Origin of the sequence: Methylosinus sp. RM1 (assembly GCF_011378635.1) — a bacterium.
In the GTDB taxonomy this organism is placed as follows: Bacteria; Pseudomonadota; Alphaproteobacteria; order Rhizobiales; family Beijerinckiaceae; genus Methylosinus; species Methylosinus sporium.
In genome coordinates this window covers 1-13987 of sequence record NZ_WOVC01000056.1, presented here as the reverse complement: position 1 = coordinate 13987, position 13987 = coordinate 1, and the positions used below count along the sequence as shown (strand labels likewise).

Annotated in this window: 24 protein-coding genes and 1 pseudogene; 24 read left to right on the top strand and 1 reads right to left on the bottom strand. The window is 64.6% G+C overall.

Annotated elements, in window-relative coordinates; genetic code table 11:
* The 24 genes and pseudogenes from FMZ75_RS19835 to FMZ75_RS19720 all read left to right on the top strand — a co-directional run.
* Positions 1-111: pseudogene (locus tag FMZ75_RS19835) on the top strand (elongation factor Tu); the annotation flags it as partial.
* 111 nt (positions 112-222) lie between these two features.
* Positions 223-531, top strand: coding sequence for a 30S ribosomal protein S10 (gene rpsJ, locus FMZ75_RS19830; RefSeq protein WP_003613511.1), 309 nt, complete (start codon positions 223-225; stop codon positions 529-531).
* Positions 532-594: 63 nt separating this feature from the next.
* On the top strand, positions 595-1308 hold the full coding sequence (gene rplC / locus FMZ75_RS19825; RefSeq protein ID WP_108918366.1) for a 50S ribosomal protein L3: 714 nt from the start codon (positions 595-597) through the stop codon (positions 1306-1308).
* 6 nt (positions 1309-1314) lie between these two features.
* On the top strand, positions 1315-1935 hold the full coding sequence (gene rplD / locus FMZ75_RS19820) for a 50S ribosomal protein L4 (RefSeq protein WP_108918365.1): 621 nt from the start codon (positions 1315-1317) through the stop codon (positions 1933-1935).
* Positions 1932-2228, top strand: a complete 297-nt coding sequence (locus tag FMZ75_RS19815; protein ID WP_024881009.1) for a 50S ribosomal protein L23 — start codon at positions 1932-1934, stop codon at positions 2226-2228. The genes rplD and FMZ75_RS19815 overlap by 4 nt, the downstream gene beginning before the upstream one ends.
* Positions 2229-2250: 22 nt before the next feature.
* Complete coding sequence (rplB, locus tag FMZ75_RS19810) at positions 2251-3090, top strand: 50S ribosomal protein L2 (RefSeq protein ID WP_108918353.1); 840 nt, start codon at positions 2251-2253, stop codon at positions 3088-3090.
* A gap of 3 nt (positions 3091-3093) precedes the next feature.
* Positions 3094-3372: a 30S ribosomal protein S19 gene (gene rpsS / locus FMZ75_RS19805; RefSeq protein WP_142862433.1), complete on the top strand. Its 279-nt coding sequence runs from the start codon at positions 3094-3096 to the stop codon at positions 3370-3372.
* Between the two features lie 5 nt (positions 3373-3377).
* Positions 3378-3764 carry a 50S ribosomal protein L22 gene (rplV, locus tag FMZ75_RS19800; protein WP_018266635.1) on the top strand — a complete coding sequence of 129 codons (387 nt, stop codon included), beginning with the start codon at positions 3378-3380 and terminating at the stop codon, positions 3762-3764.
* Between the two features lie 12 nt (positions 3765-3776).
* On the top strand, positions 3777-4520 hold the full coding sequence (gene rpsC, locus FMZ75_RS19795) for a 30S ribosomal protein S3 (protein WP_108918352.1): 744 nt from the start codon (positions 3777-3779) through the stop codon (positions 4518-4520).
* 18 nt (positions 4521-4538) lie between these two features.
* Positions 4539-4952: a 50S ribosomal protein L16 gene (gene rplP, locus FMZ75_RS19790; protein ID WP_018266633.1), complete on the top strand. Its 414-nt coding sequence runs from the start codon at positions 4539-4541 to the stop codon at positions 4950-4952.
* A gap of 11 nt (positions 4953-4963) precedes the next feature.
* The gene (gene rpmC / locus FMZ75_RS19785) at positions 4964-5179 is read left to right on the top strand and encodes a 50S ribosomal protein L29 (protein WP_108918351.1); all 216 of its coding nucleotides are present in this window, start codon (positions 4964-4966) and stop codon (positions 5177-5179) included.
* 10 nt (positions 5180-5189) lie between these two features.
* Positions 5190-5432, top strand: a complete 243-nt coding sequence (rpsQ, locus tag FMZ75_RS19780; RefSeq protein ID WP_018266631.1) for a 30S ribosomal protein S17 — start codon at positions 5190-5192, stop codon at positions 5430-5432.
* Between the two features lie 89 nt (positions 5433-5521).
* Positions 5522-5890: a 50S ribosomal protein L14 gene (gene rplN / locus FMZ75_RS19775; RefSeq protein ID WP_018266630.1), complete on the top strand. Its 369-nt coding sequence runs from the start codon at positions 5522-5524 to the stop codon at positions 5888-5890.
* Positions 5890-6207, top strand: a complete 318-nt coding sequence (gene rplX / locus FMZ75_RS19770) for a 50S ribosomal protein L24 (RefSeq protein ID WP_108918350.1) — start codon at positions 5890-5892, stop codon at positions 6205-6207. Before rplN ends, rplX begins: the two co-directional genes overlap by 1 nt.
* On the top strand, positions 6200-6892 hold the full coding sequence (rplE, locus tag FMZ75_RS19765) for a 50S ribosomal protein L5 (RefSeq protein WP_166145684.1): 693 nt from the start codon (positions 6200-6202) through the stop codon (positions 6890-6892). Before rplX ends, rplE begins: the two co-directional genes overlap by 8 nt.
* A 39-nt stretch (positions 6893-6931) precedes the next feature.
* Positions 6932-7237 (top strand): 30S ribosomal protein S14, encoded by a 306-nt coding sequence (rpsN, locus tag FMZ75_RS19760; RefSeq protein ID WP_003613528.1) that lies wholly within the window; start codon positions 6932-6934, stop codon positions 7235-7237.
* A gap of 12 nt (positions 7238-7249) precedes the next feature.
* Positions 7250-7648 (top strand): 30S ribosomal protein S8, encoded by a 399-nt coding sequence (gene rpsH / locus FMZ75_RS19755; RefSeq protein WP_018266626.1) that lies wholly within the window; start codon positions 7250-7252, stop codon positions 7646-7648.
* Between the two features lie 35 nt (positions 7649-7683).
* Positions 7684-8217 (top strand): 50S ribosomal protein L6, encoded by a 534-nt coding sequence (gene rplF, locus FMZ75_RS19750; RefSeq protein WP_142862434.1) that lies wholly within the window; start codon positions 7684-7686, stop codon positions 8215-8217.
* An 11-nt stretch (positions 8218-8228) separates the two neighbouring features.
* Positions 8229-8591 carry a 50S ribosomal protein L18 gene (gene rplR, locus FMZ75_RS19745; protein ID WP_108918347.1) on the top strand — a complete coding sequence of 121 codons (363 nt, stop codon included), beginning with the start codon at positions 8229-8231 and terminating at the stop codon, positions 8589-8591.
* A gap of 222 nt (positions 8592-8813) precedes the next feature.
* Positions 8814-9386 (top strand): 30S ribosomal protein S5, encoded by a 573-nt coding sequence (gene rpsE / locus FMZ75_RS19740; protein WP_018266623.1) that lies wholly within the window; start codon positions 8814-8816, stop codon positions 9384-9386.
* A 14-nt stretch (positions 9387-9400) separates the two neighbouring features.
* A complete protein-coding gene (gene rpmD / locus FMZ75_RS19735) occupies positions 9401-9589 on the top strand; it encodes a 50S ribosomal protein L30 (RefSeq protein WP_108918346.1) in 189 nt (62 codons plus the stop codon).
* Positions 9590-9603: 14 nt separating this feature from the next.
* Positions 9604-10086, top strand: a complete 483-nt coding sequence (rplO, locus tag FMZ75_RS19730) for a 50S ribosomal protein L15 (RefSeq protein ID WP_108918364.1) — start codon at positions 9604-9606, stop codon at positions 10084-10086.
* A 312-nt stretch (positions 10087-10398) separates the two neighbouring features.
* Positions 10399-11733 carry a preprotein translocase subunit SecY gene (secY, locus tag FMZ75_RS19725; protein ID WP_108918345.1) on the top strand — a complete coding sequence of 445 codons (1335 nt, stop codon included), beginning with the start codon at positions 10399-10401 and terminating at the stop codon, positions 11731-11733.
* Entirely contained in the window at positions 11730-12311 is a 582-nt protein-coding gene (locus tag FMZ75_RS19720; protein ID WP_166145681.1) for an adenylate kinase, read from the top strand. The genes secY and FMZ75_RS19720 overlap by 4 nt, the downstream gene beginning before the upstream one ends.
* 111 nt (positions 12312-12422) lie before the next feature.
* Here FMZ75_RS19720 and FMZ75_RS19715 read toward each other — a convergent pair whose 3' ends face one another.
* Entirely contained in the window at positions 12423-13721 is a 1299-nt protein-coding gene (locus tag FMZ75_RS19715) for a metallophosphoesterase (protein WP_166145678.1), read from the bottom strand.
* Positions 13722-13987 lie beyond the last annotated feature (266 nt).

Below are 13987 nucleotides of genomic sequence, written 5' to 3'. Positions count from 1 at the left end.
ATGGAGGTGAACCTCATCGTTCCGATCGCCATGGAGGAGAAGCTGCGCTTCGCCATCCGCGAAGGCGGCCGCACCGTCGGCGCCGGCGTCGTCGCCTCGATCATCGAATAAGGAATTTGGACCGCGGGGCGTCGCGCCTCGCATTCGTAGAAACGGCCTGCGAGCCTTCACGGCTCGCGGCCCAGAGCGCGCCGCGGCTCGCGGTCCAAGAGGAAGACGCTGATGAACGGACAGAATATCCGGATTCGCCTCAAGGCGTTCGATCACCGGATTCTCGATACGTCGACGAAAGAGATCGTCTCCACCGCCAAGCGCACGGGCGCTCAGGTGCGCGGTCCGATCCCGCTGCCGACCAAGATCGAGAAGTTCACGGTGAACCGCTCGCCGCACATCGACAAGAAATCGCGCGAGCAGTTCGAGATCAGGACTCACAAGCGCGTGCTCGATATCGTCGATCCGACCCCGCAAACCGTGGACGCGCTGATGAAGCTCGACCTCGCCGCCGGCGTCGACGTCGAAATCAAGCTCTAAAGAACAGAAATGAACCGGGCGCCTCTCGCCAGTAGAGCGATGCGCCTTTCGAAGGAAGAGATCATGCGGTCTGGCGTCATCGCGCAAAAGGTCGGAATGACCCGCGTCTTCACCGAAGCGGGCGAGCATGTGCCGGTCACGGTGCTGAAGCTCGACGGCTGCCAAGTCGTCGCCCATCGGACCATGGAGCAGAACGGCTACACCGCCGTACAGCTCGGCATCGGCCGCGCCAAGGTGAAGAACGTCTCCAAGGCCGAGCGCGGCCGCTTCGCCGTCGCCAAGGTCGAGCCGAAGCTCAAGCTCGCCGAGTTTCGCGTCGCGGAGACGGAGCTGCTTCCCGTCGGCGCCGAGATCACGGCCGATCATTTCGTGGTCGGCCAATTCGTCGACGTGACCGGCACGACGATCGGCAAGGGTTTCGCCGGCCCGATGAAGCGTTGGAACTTCGGCGGTCTGCGCGCCACCCACGGCGTGTCGGTGTCGCATCGCTCGCATGGTTCGACCGGCGGTCGTCAGGACCCCGGCAAGACCTTCAAGAACAAGAAAATGGCCGGCCATATGGGCGTCGACCGCGTGACCACGCAGAATCTGCGGGTCGTGCAGACCGATGTCGAGCGCGGCCTGCTGCTGGTCGAGGGCTCCGTGCCCGGACATGCCGGCGGCTGGATTTTTGTGCGCGACGCGGTGAAGCGGGCGCTGCCGGCCGAGGCGCCGCAGCCCGGCAAATATCGTCTGGCGGAAGCTCCCGCCGCGCAAGAAGACAAGAAGGAGGACTGAGCCGTGGTGCAGATCAGCGTCACGTCGTACGACGGCCAGGAAGCCGGCTCGATCGAGCTGGCGGACGAGATTTTCGGGCTCGAACCGCGCCAGGATCTCATCTTCCGCATGATCCGCTGGCAGCTCGCCAAGCGGCGCGCCGGCACCCATGCGGTGAAGAACCGCGCCGACATCGCCCGCACAGGCAAGAAGCTGCACAAGCAGAAGGGCACGGGCGGCGCTCGTCACGGATCGCGGCGCGCGCCGCAATTCATCGGCGGCGGCCGCGCCTTCGGTCCGGTGGTGCGCAGTCATGAGCACGATCTGCCCAAGAAGGTGCGCGTCCTCGCTCTGAAGCACGCGCTCTCGGCCAAGGCCAAGGATGGGGCGATCGTCATTTGGGAGAACGCCGATCTGGCCGAGCCCCGGACGAAGCTGTTGAAAGCCGGTTTCGACAAGACCGGGCTCTCGAGCGCGCTCATCATCGACGGCGCCGAGCCGCAGGTGAATTTCGCGCTGGCGGCTCGCAATCTGCCGCGGATCGACGTGCTGCCGGTCCAGGGCGTCAACGTCTACGACATTCTGCGCCGTGAGAAGCTCGTGCTCACCCGCGCCGCGGTCGATGCGCTGGAGGCGCGCCTGAAATGAGCAAGGATGTGCGCCATTACGACGTGATCGTCTCCCCGGTCATCACCGAGAAGGCGACGATCGCTTCGGAGCAGAACAAAGTGGTCTTCAATGTCGCCAAGACCGCCACCAAGCCGCAGATCAAGGCGGCGGTGGAAGGCTTGTTCGACGTGAAGGTCGAGGCCGTCAACACGCTGCTGCGCAAGGGCAAGCTGCGGGCCTTCAAGGGCGTGCGCGGCCGCCAGTCGGATGTGAAGAAGGCGGTCGTCACGCTGGCCGAAGGCCATAAGATCGACGTGACGACGGGACTCTAAAGGCAGGCTCGAGGACAAAACCATGGCGCTGAAGACATTCAAGCCGGTCACGCCGAGCCTTCGCCAGCTCGTCATCGTCGACCGTAGCGGTCTCCACAAGGGCAAGCCCGTCAAAACCCTCACCGAGGGCAAGACGTCCAAGGGCGGCCGCAACAATAACGGCCGCGTGACCGTGCGCTTCCGCGGCGGCGGCCATAAGCAGGCCTATCGGCTCGTCGACTTCAAGCGCCGCAAGCTCGATGTCGTCGGCAAGGTGGAGCGGATCGAATATGATCCGAACCGCACGGCCTTCATCGCGCTCATCCGTTATGCGGATGACGAGCTGTCCTACATTCTCGCGCCGCAGCGTCTTTCGGTCGGCGACGAGGTGGTGTCGGGCGCCCAGGTCGACGTGAAGCCCGGCAACGCCATGCCGATCGGCAATATCCCGGTCGGCACGATCGTCCACAACGTCGAGATCAAGATCGGCAAGGGCGGCGCGATCGCGCGCTCGGCGGGCAATTACGCGCAGATCGTCGGCCGCGATCAGGGCTATGTGATCCTCCGCCTGAACTCGGGCGAGCAGCGTCTCGTGCATGGCCAGTGCTTCGCGACCATCGGCGCGGTGTCGAATCCCGATCACATGAACATCTCGCTCGGCAAGGCGGGTCGTTCGCGCTGGCTCGGCCGTCGCCCGCACAATCGCGGCGTCACCATGAACCCGGTCGACCATCCGCACGGCGGCGGCGAAGGCCGCACCTCGGGCGGCCGTCATCCGGTCACGCCCTGGGGCAAGCCGACCAAGGGCAAGAAGACCCGCACGAACAAGAAGACCGACAAATTCATCGTGTCCTCGCGGCACGCCAAGAAGAAGAAGGGCTGATCCATGGCTCGCTCTATCTGGAAAGGCCCGTTCGTCGACGGCTATCTGCTGAAGAAGGCGGAGACCGCGCGCGCCTCGGGACGCAATGACATCATCAAGATCTGGAGCCGCCGCTCCACCATTCTGCCGCAGTTCGTGGGTCTCACCTTCGGCGTGCACAATGGCCACAAGCATGTGCCCGTGTCTGTCAGCGAAGACATGATCGGGCACAAGTTCGGCGAATTCTCTCCGACGCGCACCTTCCACGGTCATGCGGCGGACAAGAAGTCGAAGAGGGGCTGACGAACATGTCCAAGCCGAGCAATCCGCGCGCGCTGGCCGACAATGAGGCGAAAGCCGTCGCCAACACGCTGCGCGTCTCCCCGCAGAAGCTCAATCTTCTGGCGCAGCTCATCCGCGGCAAGAAGGTCGATCGCGCTCTCGCCGATCTCGAATTCTCGCGTAAGCGCATCGCTCACGAGGTCAAGAAGACCCTGGAGAGCGCCATCGCCAACGCCGAGAACAATCACGGTCTCGACGTCGACGATCTGATCGTCGCGCAGGCCTTCGTCGGCAAGTCGCTGGTGATGCGGCGCTTCGCGGCGCGCGCCCGTGGCCGCTCGAGCCGCATCGAGAAGCCCTTCGCGAATCTGACGATCATCGTCCGCGAAGTCGAAACGCCGGCGAAAGCCTAAAGGGAGCCAACGATGGGTCAGAAGGTCAATCCGATCGGGCTGCGCCTCGGCGTCAACCGCACCTGGGATTCGCGCTGGTTCGCGAGCAAGGGCGAATACGCCAAGCTGCTGCACGAGGATCTCGCCATTCGCGCCGCGGTGACGAAAAATCTCAAGCAGGCTGCGGTGTCGCGCATCATCATCGAACGCCCGCACAAGAAGTGCCGCGTGACCATCCACTCGGCTCGTCCGGGCGTGGTCATCGGCAAGAAGGGCGCGGATATCGACAAGATCCGCAAGCTGGTCGGCAAGCTCACCGGCAGCGAAGTGGTGATCAACATCGTCGAGGTGCGCAAGCCCGAGGTCGAGGCGACGCTGGTCGCCGATTCGATCGCGCAGCAGCTCGAGCGCCGCGTCGCCTTCCGCCGCGCGATGAAGCGCGCCGTGCAGTCGGCGATCCGCCTCGGAGCGCAGGGCATTCGCATCAATTGCTCGGGCCGTCTCGGCGGCGCGGAGATCGCGCGCCTGGAATGGTATCGCGAGGGCCGCGTGCCGCTGCATACGCTGCGCGCCGATGTCGACTACGGCGTCGCGACCGCGCATACGGCTTACGGCGCTTGCGGCATCAAGGTCTGGATCTTCAAGGGCGAGATCCTCGAGCATGATCCGATGGCGCAGGACAAGCGTCTGGCCGAGCAGGCCGCCGGCGGCGGTGAGCGCGAACATCATGGCGAGCGTCGCCGTCGCGAGCCGCGCGAGCCGCGCGACGCGGCCTAATTTCGAGAGTTCGACATCATGTTGCAACCCAAACGCACCAGGTTCCGCAAGGCCTTCAAAGGCCGCATTCACGGAAACGCCAAGGGCGGCTTTTCGCTGAATTTCGGGCAGTTCGGCCTCAAGGCTCTCGAGCCGGAGCGCATCACCGCGCGCCAGATCGAGGCGGCCCGCCGCGCCATGACGCGCCATATGAAGCGCGCCGGCCGCGTCTGGATCCGCATCTTCCCCGATGTGCCGGTCTCCAAAAAGCCGACCGAAGTGCGCATGGGTAAGGGCAAGGGCGCGCCGGAACTCTGGGCCGTGCGCGTCGCCCCGGGCCGCATCATGTTCGAGGTCGACGGCGTCTCCGGCGAGCTCGCGCGTGAGGCGCTGACGCTCGCCGCTGCGAAGCTGCCGATCAAGACGCGCTTCATCGAACGCATCGCCGAGTGAGGATTGCGACCATGAGCACGAACAAGCAACGCGTCTCCGATCTTCGCGCGCTCTCTCTCGATCTGCTGGACGAGGAAGTGCTGAAGCTGAAGAAAGAGCAGTTCAATCTGCGCTTTCAGCGCGCGACGGGACAGCTCGAGAACACGGCGCGCGTGCGCGTCGTTCGCCGCGACATCGCCCGCGCCAAATCCATCGCCGCGCAGAAGCGCGCTGAACAACAGAGTTGAGAGAGCGCCAATGCCGAAGCGAATTCTTCAGGGCGTCGTCGTCAGCGACAAGCAGAACAAGACCGTGGTGGTGAAGGTGGAGCGCCGCTTCACCCATCCGCTGTTCAAGAAGACCGTTCGTCGCACGAAAAATTATCATGCGCATGACGAGGCGCAGACTTTCAAGGTCGGCGACGAGGTCACGATCGAGGAGACGGCTCCGATCTCGCGGCTGAAGCGCTGGCGAGTGGTCGAAGCCGCCGACAAGGCCTGAGGCCTTCGAAAAGACGAGACGTGTGAAATGGTTTTCTCGGACGAAGTCGGGGGACCGAAACCAGACCGAGACGAAAGGCGGGATAAGCCATGATACAGATGCAGACAAATCTCGATGTCGCCGATAATTCTGGCGCCCGCCGCGTCATGTGCATCAAGGTGCTGGGCGGCTCCAAGCGCAAATACGCCGGCGTCGGCGACATTATCGTCGTCTCGATCAAGGAGGCGATCCCGCGCGGTCGCGTGAAGAAGGGCGACGTGCTCAAGGCGGTCGTGGTGCGCACGGCCAAGGACATCAAGCGCGCCGACGGCTCGGTGATCCGCTTCGATTCCAATGCGGCGGTTCTGATCAACAATCAGAAAGAGCCGATCGGCACGCGTATCTTCGGACCGGTGCCGCGCGAGCTGCGCGCCAAGAACCATATGAAGATCATCTCGCTCGCGCCGGAGGTGCTGTAATGGCCGCGAAAATCAAGAAAGGCGACAAGGTCGTCGTTCTCACCGGCCGCGACAAGGGCCGCTCGGGTCAGGTGATCCAGGTGCTGCCGACCGAAGGTCGCGCCGTTGTCGAGGGCGTCAATCTCGTCAAGCGCCATCAACGCCAGACGCGCACGCAGGAAGCGGGCATCGTCACCAAGCCGGCGGCGCTCGACCTCTCCAACATCGCGATCGCCGATCCCAAGGACGGCAAGCCGACGCGTGTCGGTTTCAAGACTCTCGATGACGGCCGCAAGGTCCGCATCGCCAAGCGTTCCGGAGAACAGATCGATGGCTGAGGAAAAGAAGCCGAAAGCCGCCAAGGCTCCGAAGGCGGAAGGCGAGGCCAAGAAGGCCGGCAAGTCGAAATCCGCTCCCTCCTCGGCGTCGCATGACGGCGAGGGACGTTCCGCCGGACCAAAGACGCTTCCCGAGGGACCCTATGAGGTCCGGCTGAAAAAGCACTATGAGGAAGTGGTTCGCGCCAAGCTCATGGAAGAGTTCGGCTATAAGAACGCTTTCGAGGTGCCGGCGATCGAGAAGATCGTGCTGAACATGGGCGTCGGCGAGGCGGTCAACGACAGCAAGAAGGTGACGGCCGCGGCCGGCGACCTCGCGCTGATCGCGGGCCAGAAGCCGGTGGTGACGCGCGCCCGCAAGGCGATCTCGACCTTCAAGGTCCGCGAGAACATGCCGATCGGCGCCAAGGTCACGCTGCGCAAGACGCGCATGTATGAATTTCTGGACCGCCTGATCACGATCGCGCTGCCGCGCGTTCGCGACTTCCGTGGCCTCAATCCCAAGTCCTTCGACGGACGCGGCTCCTACGCCCTCGGCATCAAGGAGCATATCGTGTTTCCCGAGATCGACTATGACAAGGCCGAGTCGATCCTCGGCATGGACGTCATCGTCGTGACGACGGCGAAGACGGACGACGAGGCGCGCGCGCTCCTGCGCGCGTTCAATTTCCCGTTCCGGCAGTGAGACGATAAGTCTCAAACGCGGAAACCGAAGGCATAGAAAATGGCCAAGAAGAGTTCGATCGAGACCAACAAGCGCAGGGCGAAGCTCGCCAAGGCCTATGCCGGCCGCCGCGAGCGGCTGAAGGCGAAGGCGAATGACGAGGCGTTGACGGCGGAAGAGCGGTTCGAGGCGCGCCTCAAGCTCGCCGAGCTGCCGCGCAATTCCGCAGCGATTCGCATTCGCAATCGCTGCGAGGTTTCGGGACGTCCGCGCGCTTTCTATCGCAAGCTGAAGCTGTCGCGCGTGGCGCTGCGCGAGCTCGGCTCGCGCGGCCTCATCCCCGGTCTCGTGAAGTCCAGCTGGTAAGGGAGAGAGCGAATGTCGATCAGCGATCCGTTGGGCGATCTGCTCACCCGTATCCGCAATGCGCAGATGCGCCGCAAGGACAAGGTCCAGACGCCGGGCTCGCGCCTGCGCGGCCATGTTCTCGACGTGCTGAAGGAAGAAGGCTACATCCGCGGCTACACGACCACGGATTTCGGCAATGGCCGCACCGAGTTCGAGATCGAGCTGAAATATTTCGACGGCGAGCCGGTCATCAAGACGATCGAGCGCGTCTCGCGTCCGGGCCGCCGGGTCTATGCGGGCGTCGATAAGACGCCGCGCGTGGCTAATGGCCTCGGCATCACCATCGTGTCGACGCCCAAGGGCGTCATGGCCGATCACAAGGCCCGCGAGAACAATGTCGGCGGCGAGGTGCTTGCCAAGGTCTTCTGACCGAGGCTCGCAGGAATTGGGATAGGACTTCAACCATGTCTCGTATCGGCAAGAAGCCCGTCATCGTGCCGGCCGGCGTGACCGCGAAGGTCGACGGCCAGCTCGTCCAGGTGAAGGGCGCGAAGGGCGAGCTGCAGTTCCGGGTTCCCGACGATGTCGCGGTGACTCAGGACGGCAATTCGATCAAGGTCGACCCGCGCTCGAGCAGCAAGCGCGCTCGCGCTCTGTGGGGCACGTCGCGCGCTCAGGTGAATAATCTGGTGATCGGCGTCACCAGCGGCTTCGAGAAGAAGCTCGAGATCAACGGCGTCGGTTATCGCGCCGCGGTCGCCGGCAAGAATCTGCAGCTCGCGCTCGGCTATTCGCACGACGTGAACTATCCGATCCCGGCCGGCATAGCGATCGTGACGCCCAAGCCGACGGAGATCACCATCTCCGGCGTGGACAAGCGCCAGGTCGGTCAGGTCGCCGCCGAGATTCGTGCGTTGCGCGGCCCCGAGCCCTATAAGGGCAAGGGCGTGAAATACGCCGGCGAATTCATCTTCCGCAAGGAAGGCAAGAAGAAGTAAGGACGCGAGCCATGGCAAAGGACGTAAATGCAGCCGCCCGGCGCAAGGCCCGGGTCCGTCGGAGCATTCGCGCGCGCGCCTATGGACGCCCGCGTCTGTCGGTGTTCCGCTCCTCGGAGCAGATCTATGCGCAGATCATCGACGACGAGAAGGGCGTGACCATCGTCTCCGCCTCGACGCTCGAGAAGGCCAATCGCGAGACGCTGAAGACGGGCGCCAACAAGGAAGCGGCGCATCTCGTCGGCAAGCAGATCGCGGAGCGCGCCGTCGCCCAGGGCATCACGGAAGTGGTGTTCGATCGCGGCGCCTATATCTATCACGGCCGCGTGCAGGCGCTGGCCGAGGGCGCCCGCGAGGGCGGCCTGCAGTTTTAAAACCCTTCTCCTGCTCTGCGGGAGAAGGTGTCGCCGCCATAGGGCGTTTGCGAGACGCCCGGCTTTCGGCGGCGACGGATGAGGGCCGTTGCGACTTGGTCGGAAAAAGGGCGCGGGCCCTCACCCGACCTCGCTTCGCGAGGCCCTCCTCTCCCGCAGGCGGGAGAGGGAAAAGGACCCCAAGCGAGCGGCGATATTGCCGCGTAAGTGACGGAAGAGAAAATGGCTCGTGAACCTGAAGGCGGCCGCGGCCGCGACCGGGATCGGGACGATCGCGACAATGAGTTCGTGGATCGTCTGGTCCATATCAACCGCGTCGCCAAAGTGGTGAAGGGCGGTCGGCGTTTCGGCTTCGCCGCGCTCGTCGTCGTCGGCGATCAGAAAGGCCGCGTCGGCTATGGCCACGGCAAGGCGCGCGAGGTGCCGGAAGCGATCCGCAAGGCCACGGAAGCCGCCAAGCGCGCGCTGATCCGCGTGCCGCTGCGCGAAGGCCGCACGCTGCATCACGACGTCAACGGCCGCCATGGCGCGGGCCGCGTCGTGCTGCGCGCCGCGCCTCCCGGCACCGGCATCATCGCCGGCGGCCCGATGCGCGCCGTGTTCGAGACCCTCGGGGTTCACGACGTCGTGGCCAAGAGCCAGGGCTCGTCCAATCCCTACAACATGATCCGCGCGACGTTCGACGCGCTCGAGCGCGAGGATTCTCCGCGTTCGGTCGCGGCGCGCCGTTCTCTCAAGGTTTCCGCGCTTCAGGCGCGCCGTCAGGGCGCCGAGGCCGAAGCCGTCGACGCCTGAGGGGAGGGCTTGCGATGAGCGAGAAGAAGATTACCATCGAGCAGACCGGCAGCGCGACCGGCCGTCCGGATCGTCAGCGTAGGACGCTGACGGGCCTCGGCCTCACCCGCATCGGCCGTCGTCGCACGCTCGAGGACACGCCCGCCGTGCGCGGGATGATCGCGAAAGTCGCGCATCTCGTCAAAATCGTCGACGAGAAGTGAGGGCCGGGACAATGGTGAAGCTCAACGATCTCTCCGACAATCCCGGCGCCAGCAAGAACCGTATGCGCGTCGGCCGCGGCATCGGCTCCGGCAAGGGCAAGACCGCGGGTCGCGGCGTCAAGGGTCAAAAAGCCCGCACTGGCGTCGCTGTGAAAGGCTTCGAGGGCGGCCAGATGCCGCTGCATCGTCGTCTGCCGAAGCGCGGTTTCTACAACCCCTTCTCGACCGACTATAACGAGGTCAATCTCGGCCGCATTCAGCAGGCTGTGGAGGCCGGGAAGCTCGACGCCGCCACTCCGGTCACGCTCGAGGCGCTGATCGCCGCCGGCGTGATCTCGAAGCCGCGCGACGGCGTGAAGATCCTCGGCAATGGCAAGCTGGAGGCGAAGCTCGCCTTCGAGGTCGCGGCCGCTTCGAAATCGGCCCTGGCCGCGATCGAGGCCGTCGGCGGCTCGATCAAGCTGCTCGTCGTGGCGGAAGAGCCGGTCTCGGCCTGAGCCGACGCCCTGCGGCTGCGCGAAAAGCGAGCGATAAATCGAGGCGGCTCCTTTTGCCGCCTCGAAGTTAGTCGTATCGACCAAAAAACTGGCGATCCGCCCATCCGTCGTGATACGGAGTCGCCTGTGCGAGCCGGCGAAAAGAGGCTAGACTTTTTTTTCGCCGACATCGTGCGATAGACATGCGCCGGGTCCGGCCCTTTCGACAGGGCTTGGCCGAAAACGGAGCGCGGCGTCGCGGCGGGCAGCGCTGCGTCGCTTCGACGCTCGCTTAAAAGAAACCGCGCGGCGCGCGACGAGGGAGCCTCGCCCATGGCATCGGCAGCCGAACAGCTTGCGGCCAACGTCAATTTTTCCGCTTTCAGCAAGGCGGACGAGCTCAAGAAACGGATCTGGTTCACGCTCGGCGCGCTGATCGTCTATCGTCTCGGCACTTATGTGCCGTTGCCGGGCATCGACCCGGACGCCTTCGCCAAGAGCTTCTTCGGCCAGTCGAAGGGCGTGCTCGAGCTGTTCAACATGTTCGCCGGCGGCGCGGTTCAGCGCAGCGCGATCTTCGCGCTGAACATCATGCCCTATATCTCCGCCTCCATCATCATTCAGCTGCTCACGACGGTCATTCCCTCGCTCGAGCAGGTGAAGAAGGAGGGCGAGCAGGGCCGCAAGGTCCTCAATCAATATACGCGCTATCTCACCGTCATTCTGGCGACCTTCCAGGCCTATGGCATGGCCATCGGCCTCGAGGGGCAGCAGGGCGTCGTCACCGAGCCGGGGCTGTTCTTCCGCCTCACCACCGTCGTCACTCTGGTCGGCGGCACCATGTTCCTTATGTGGCTCGGCGAGCAGATCACCTCGCGCGGCATCGGCAACGGCTCCTCGCTGATCATCTTCGCGGGCATTGTCGCGGCCTTTCCGGCCGCGGTTCTGAGCACGCTCGAGCTCGGCAAGCAGGGCGCGATTTCGACCGGAATCATCCTCGGCGTGATAGCCATGTCCTTCTTCGTCATCGCCTTCATAGTCTATATGGAGCGAGCGCAGAGGCGATTGCTGATCACCTATCCGAAACGCCAGCACGGCAATCGCGTCTATGAAGGCCAGACCTCCTTCCTGCCGCTCAAGCTCAACACCGCCGGCGTCATTCCGCCGATCTTCGCCTCCTCGCTGCTGCTGCTGCCGACGACGATCGCGAATTTTTATCAGACGCAGGGCACGGACAATATTTTTGCGACCATCTCGGCCTATTTCGGGCACGGACGGCCGCTCTACATGCTGTCCTACGTCGGGCTGATCGTCTTCTTCGCCTTCTTTTACACGGCCATCGTCTTCAATCCGACGGAGACGGCGGACAATCTCAAGAAGCATGGCGGCTTCATCCCCGGCATTCGTCCCGGCGAGCGGACGTCGAAATTCATCGACGACGTGCTGATGCGCATCACCGTGCTCGGCGCCGCTTATCTCGCGGTGATCTGCCTGCTGCCGGAGATGCTGATCTCCTACGCCAATCTGCCCTTCTATTTCGGCGGCACCTCGCTGCTCATCGTGGTGAGCGTGACGATGGATACGGTGGCGCAGATCCACGGTCATCTCCAGGCTCATCAATACGAGGGCCTGATCCGTAAGACGAAGCTACGCGGGCGACGCAAATGAGGCTGGTTCTGCTCGGACCGCCGGGCGCGGGCAAGGGCACGCAATCGGCTCGGCTGGTCGCGAAATATGCGATCCCTCAGCTTTCGACCGGCGACATGCTGCGCGCCGCCGTCGAGGCCAGGACGCCGATCGGCCTCGAGGCCAAGGAGATCATGGATCGCGGCGCGCTGGTGCCCGACGCTGTCGTCGTCGGCATCATCGGTCAGCGCATCAAGGAGAAGGACGCCGCCAAGGGCTTCATTCTCGATGGTTTCCCGCGCACCGTGGCGCAGGCGCAGGCCTTGGACGATCTGCTCGTTCGCGAGGGGCTGAAGCTCGACGCCGTCATCGAGCTCAGCGTCGACGAGAATGCGCTGCTCGCGCGTATGCAGAACAGAGTCGACGAGACCCGGGCGCGCGGCGGCGACGTTCGCGCGGACGACAATCCGCAAGCGTTCAAGACTCGTCTGGACGCCTATCGCACGCAGACCGCGCCTGTATCGCATTATTACGCCCGCAAAGGCGAGCTGAAGCAGGTGGACGGCATGGCGCCGGTCGACGCCGTCAGCGTCGCGATCGAGCAAGCTCTGACGCGTTGAGCTCGGGCCTGTCCTTCGTATCTTCGTGGTCGCGGAAGCCGCGAAGACCGGAAGTACGCCTCTTTGTGAACTGCGTCGACGGCGGAGCGCCGCGCCGCGGCTGACGTCGCGTCACTCGCAATCGAGCTTGCGCCCGCGCAAATGGCAGCGCAGCAGTGGCTCCGCATGGGCGTCGTAATTGGTGACGATCCATTCGCCATCCCCGCGCTCGAAGATCGCGAAGCCGAATTTGGCGGCGATCCCGCGGCCGTGCTCGACCGTCGCCTCGCCGATCGTCGCGCCATCGAAATTGGCGGGGATATGCGGGTCCATGGCGGTCCCGCCCACGCCGACGACGAATTGCGCCGGGCGATCGTCACGAAAGCCGATGGCCTCGAAGGCGTGCAGATGACCCGATAGAATGGCCTGAACGCTCGCCGGCAGCGTGTCGTGAGCGGCGGCGGCCAGCGTCTCGTTGACGCCGAGAGTCTCGCCGAGCCGCGAGCGGAACAGCGAAAATATCGGCTTGTGAAACGCATACCAGACGGGGCCGGGAACATTCTTCGCGACGGCGAGCTGCGTGCGCAGAAAGGCCGCCTGCTCGCCGACGACGGTTCGCTCCTCCGCCTCTGTCGTGTCGAGGATGAACAACGTCGGATCGTCGATGTCGACGCGATAGGCCGGCTCGCGTTCGGCGCATTTCGCGTCTTCCGCCGGCGGCAGCGGCGACAAGGCGCGGGTCCATCCTTCGCCGGCGCGCTTGCATATCTCGTGATTGCCTCGGACCATCGCCCAGGGGGCGGCGCGCAGCAGAGCGGCGCCGGGGTCGAAGAAATCGGCTTTCCAGGTCTCCCAATTGTCGCCATGCGGCGAGCCGGCGCAGCCCTTCATTCCCGGCGGACAGGCGCTTTCGCGATAGTGATAGTCTCCGACATGGATGACGAGATCGGGCGCGAATTCGGCGGCCATATCCGCCGTGAGGCGAAAGGGCCAGGCGCGGATCGAATTGCAGTCCTGCAGAAATATGCCTTTGAGCCGGCACCCGGTGTCTCCGAACACGAGAATCCTGTTCACGCGGGCCGGGGGCGGGGGCAATGGCGCCCCGTCTATGGCGAGGCTTTTCGCGCCCTTCGGCACATCCGCCGCGCAAATGACGATGGGGAAACCGTCGCCCGGTCGGGCGCGCGGCGTCATTGCGACAGGGCGTCCGTCGATCTCTGCGCTCGGACAGGCGTCGGTCTGCGTGATGGCGCGGGCCTGCCAGCCGCGGGTCGTCGCTTGCAGCCAGCGGTAGGAATCGCCGGCGCGCGCTGGCTCGACCCATGACAAAAAGGCGAGCGCGAGGCCGGGCATGACCAGCATTTTTGTAGCGAGTCCGCGAGCCGCGACGAAAATGTGGGATTTATAGGGATTTGCGTCGATAGGTGTCATCTTTTCGCCGGTTTCCGAAAGTTGTCTCGGGCTCGGCTGCTGCGAATCGCGCGTCGTGTTTTGACGAATTCGCCGCGGGCCGGGCGCCTCGCATGGGCTCACACGGGGGAAGGGACACTCCATGAAGAAGATTTTGGTTCTGGCGGCGGCGTTGGCCATGGCCGCGCCGCTCGCCGGCTGCAATACGCCCGGCGAACGCGCCGCGGGCGGCGCCCTCATCGGCGGCGCGGGCGGAGCGGCGATCGGCGCCGCGGCCTCCGGCGGCC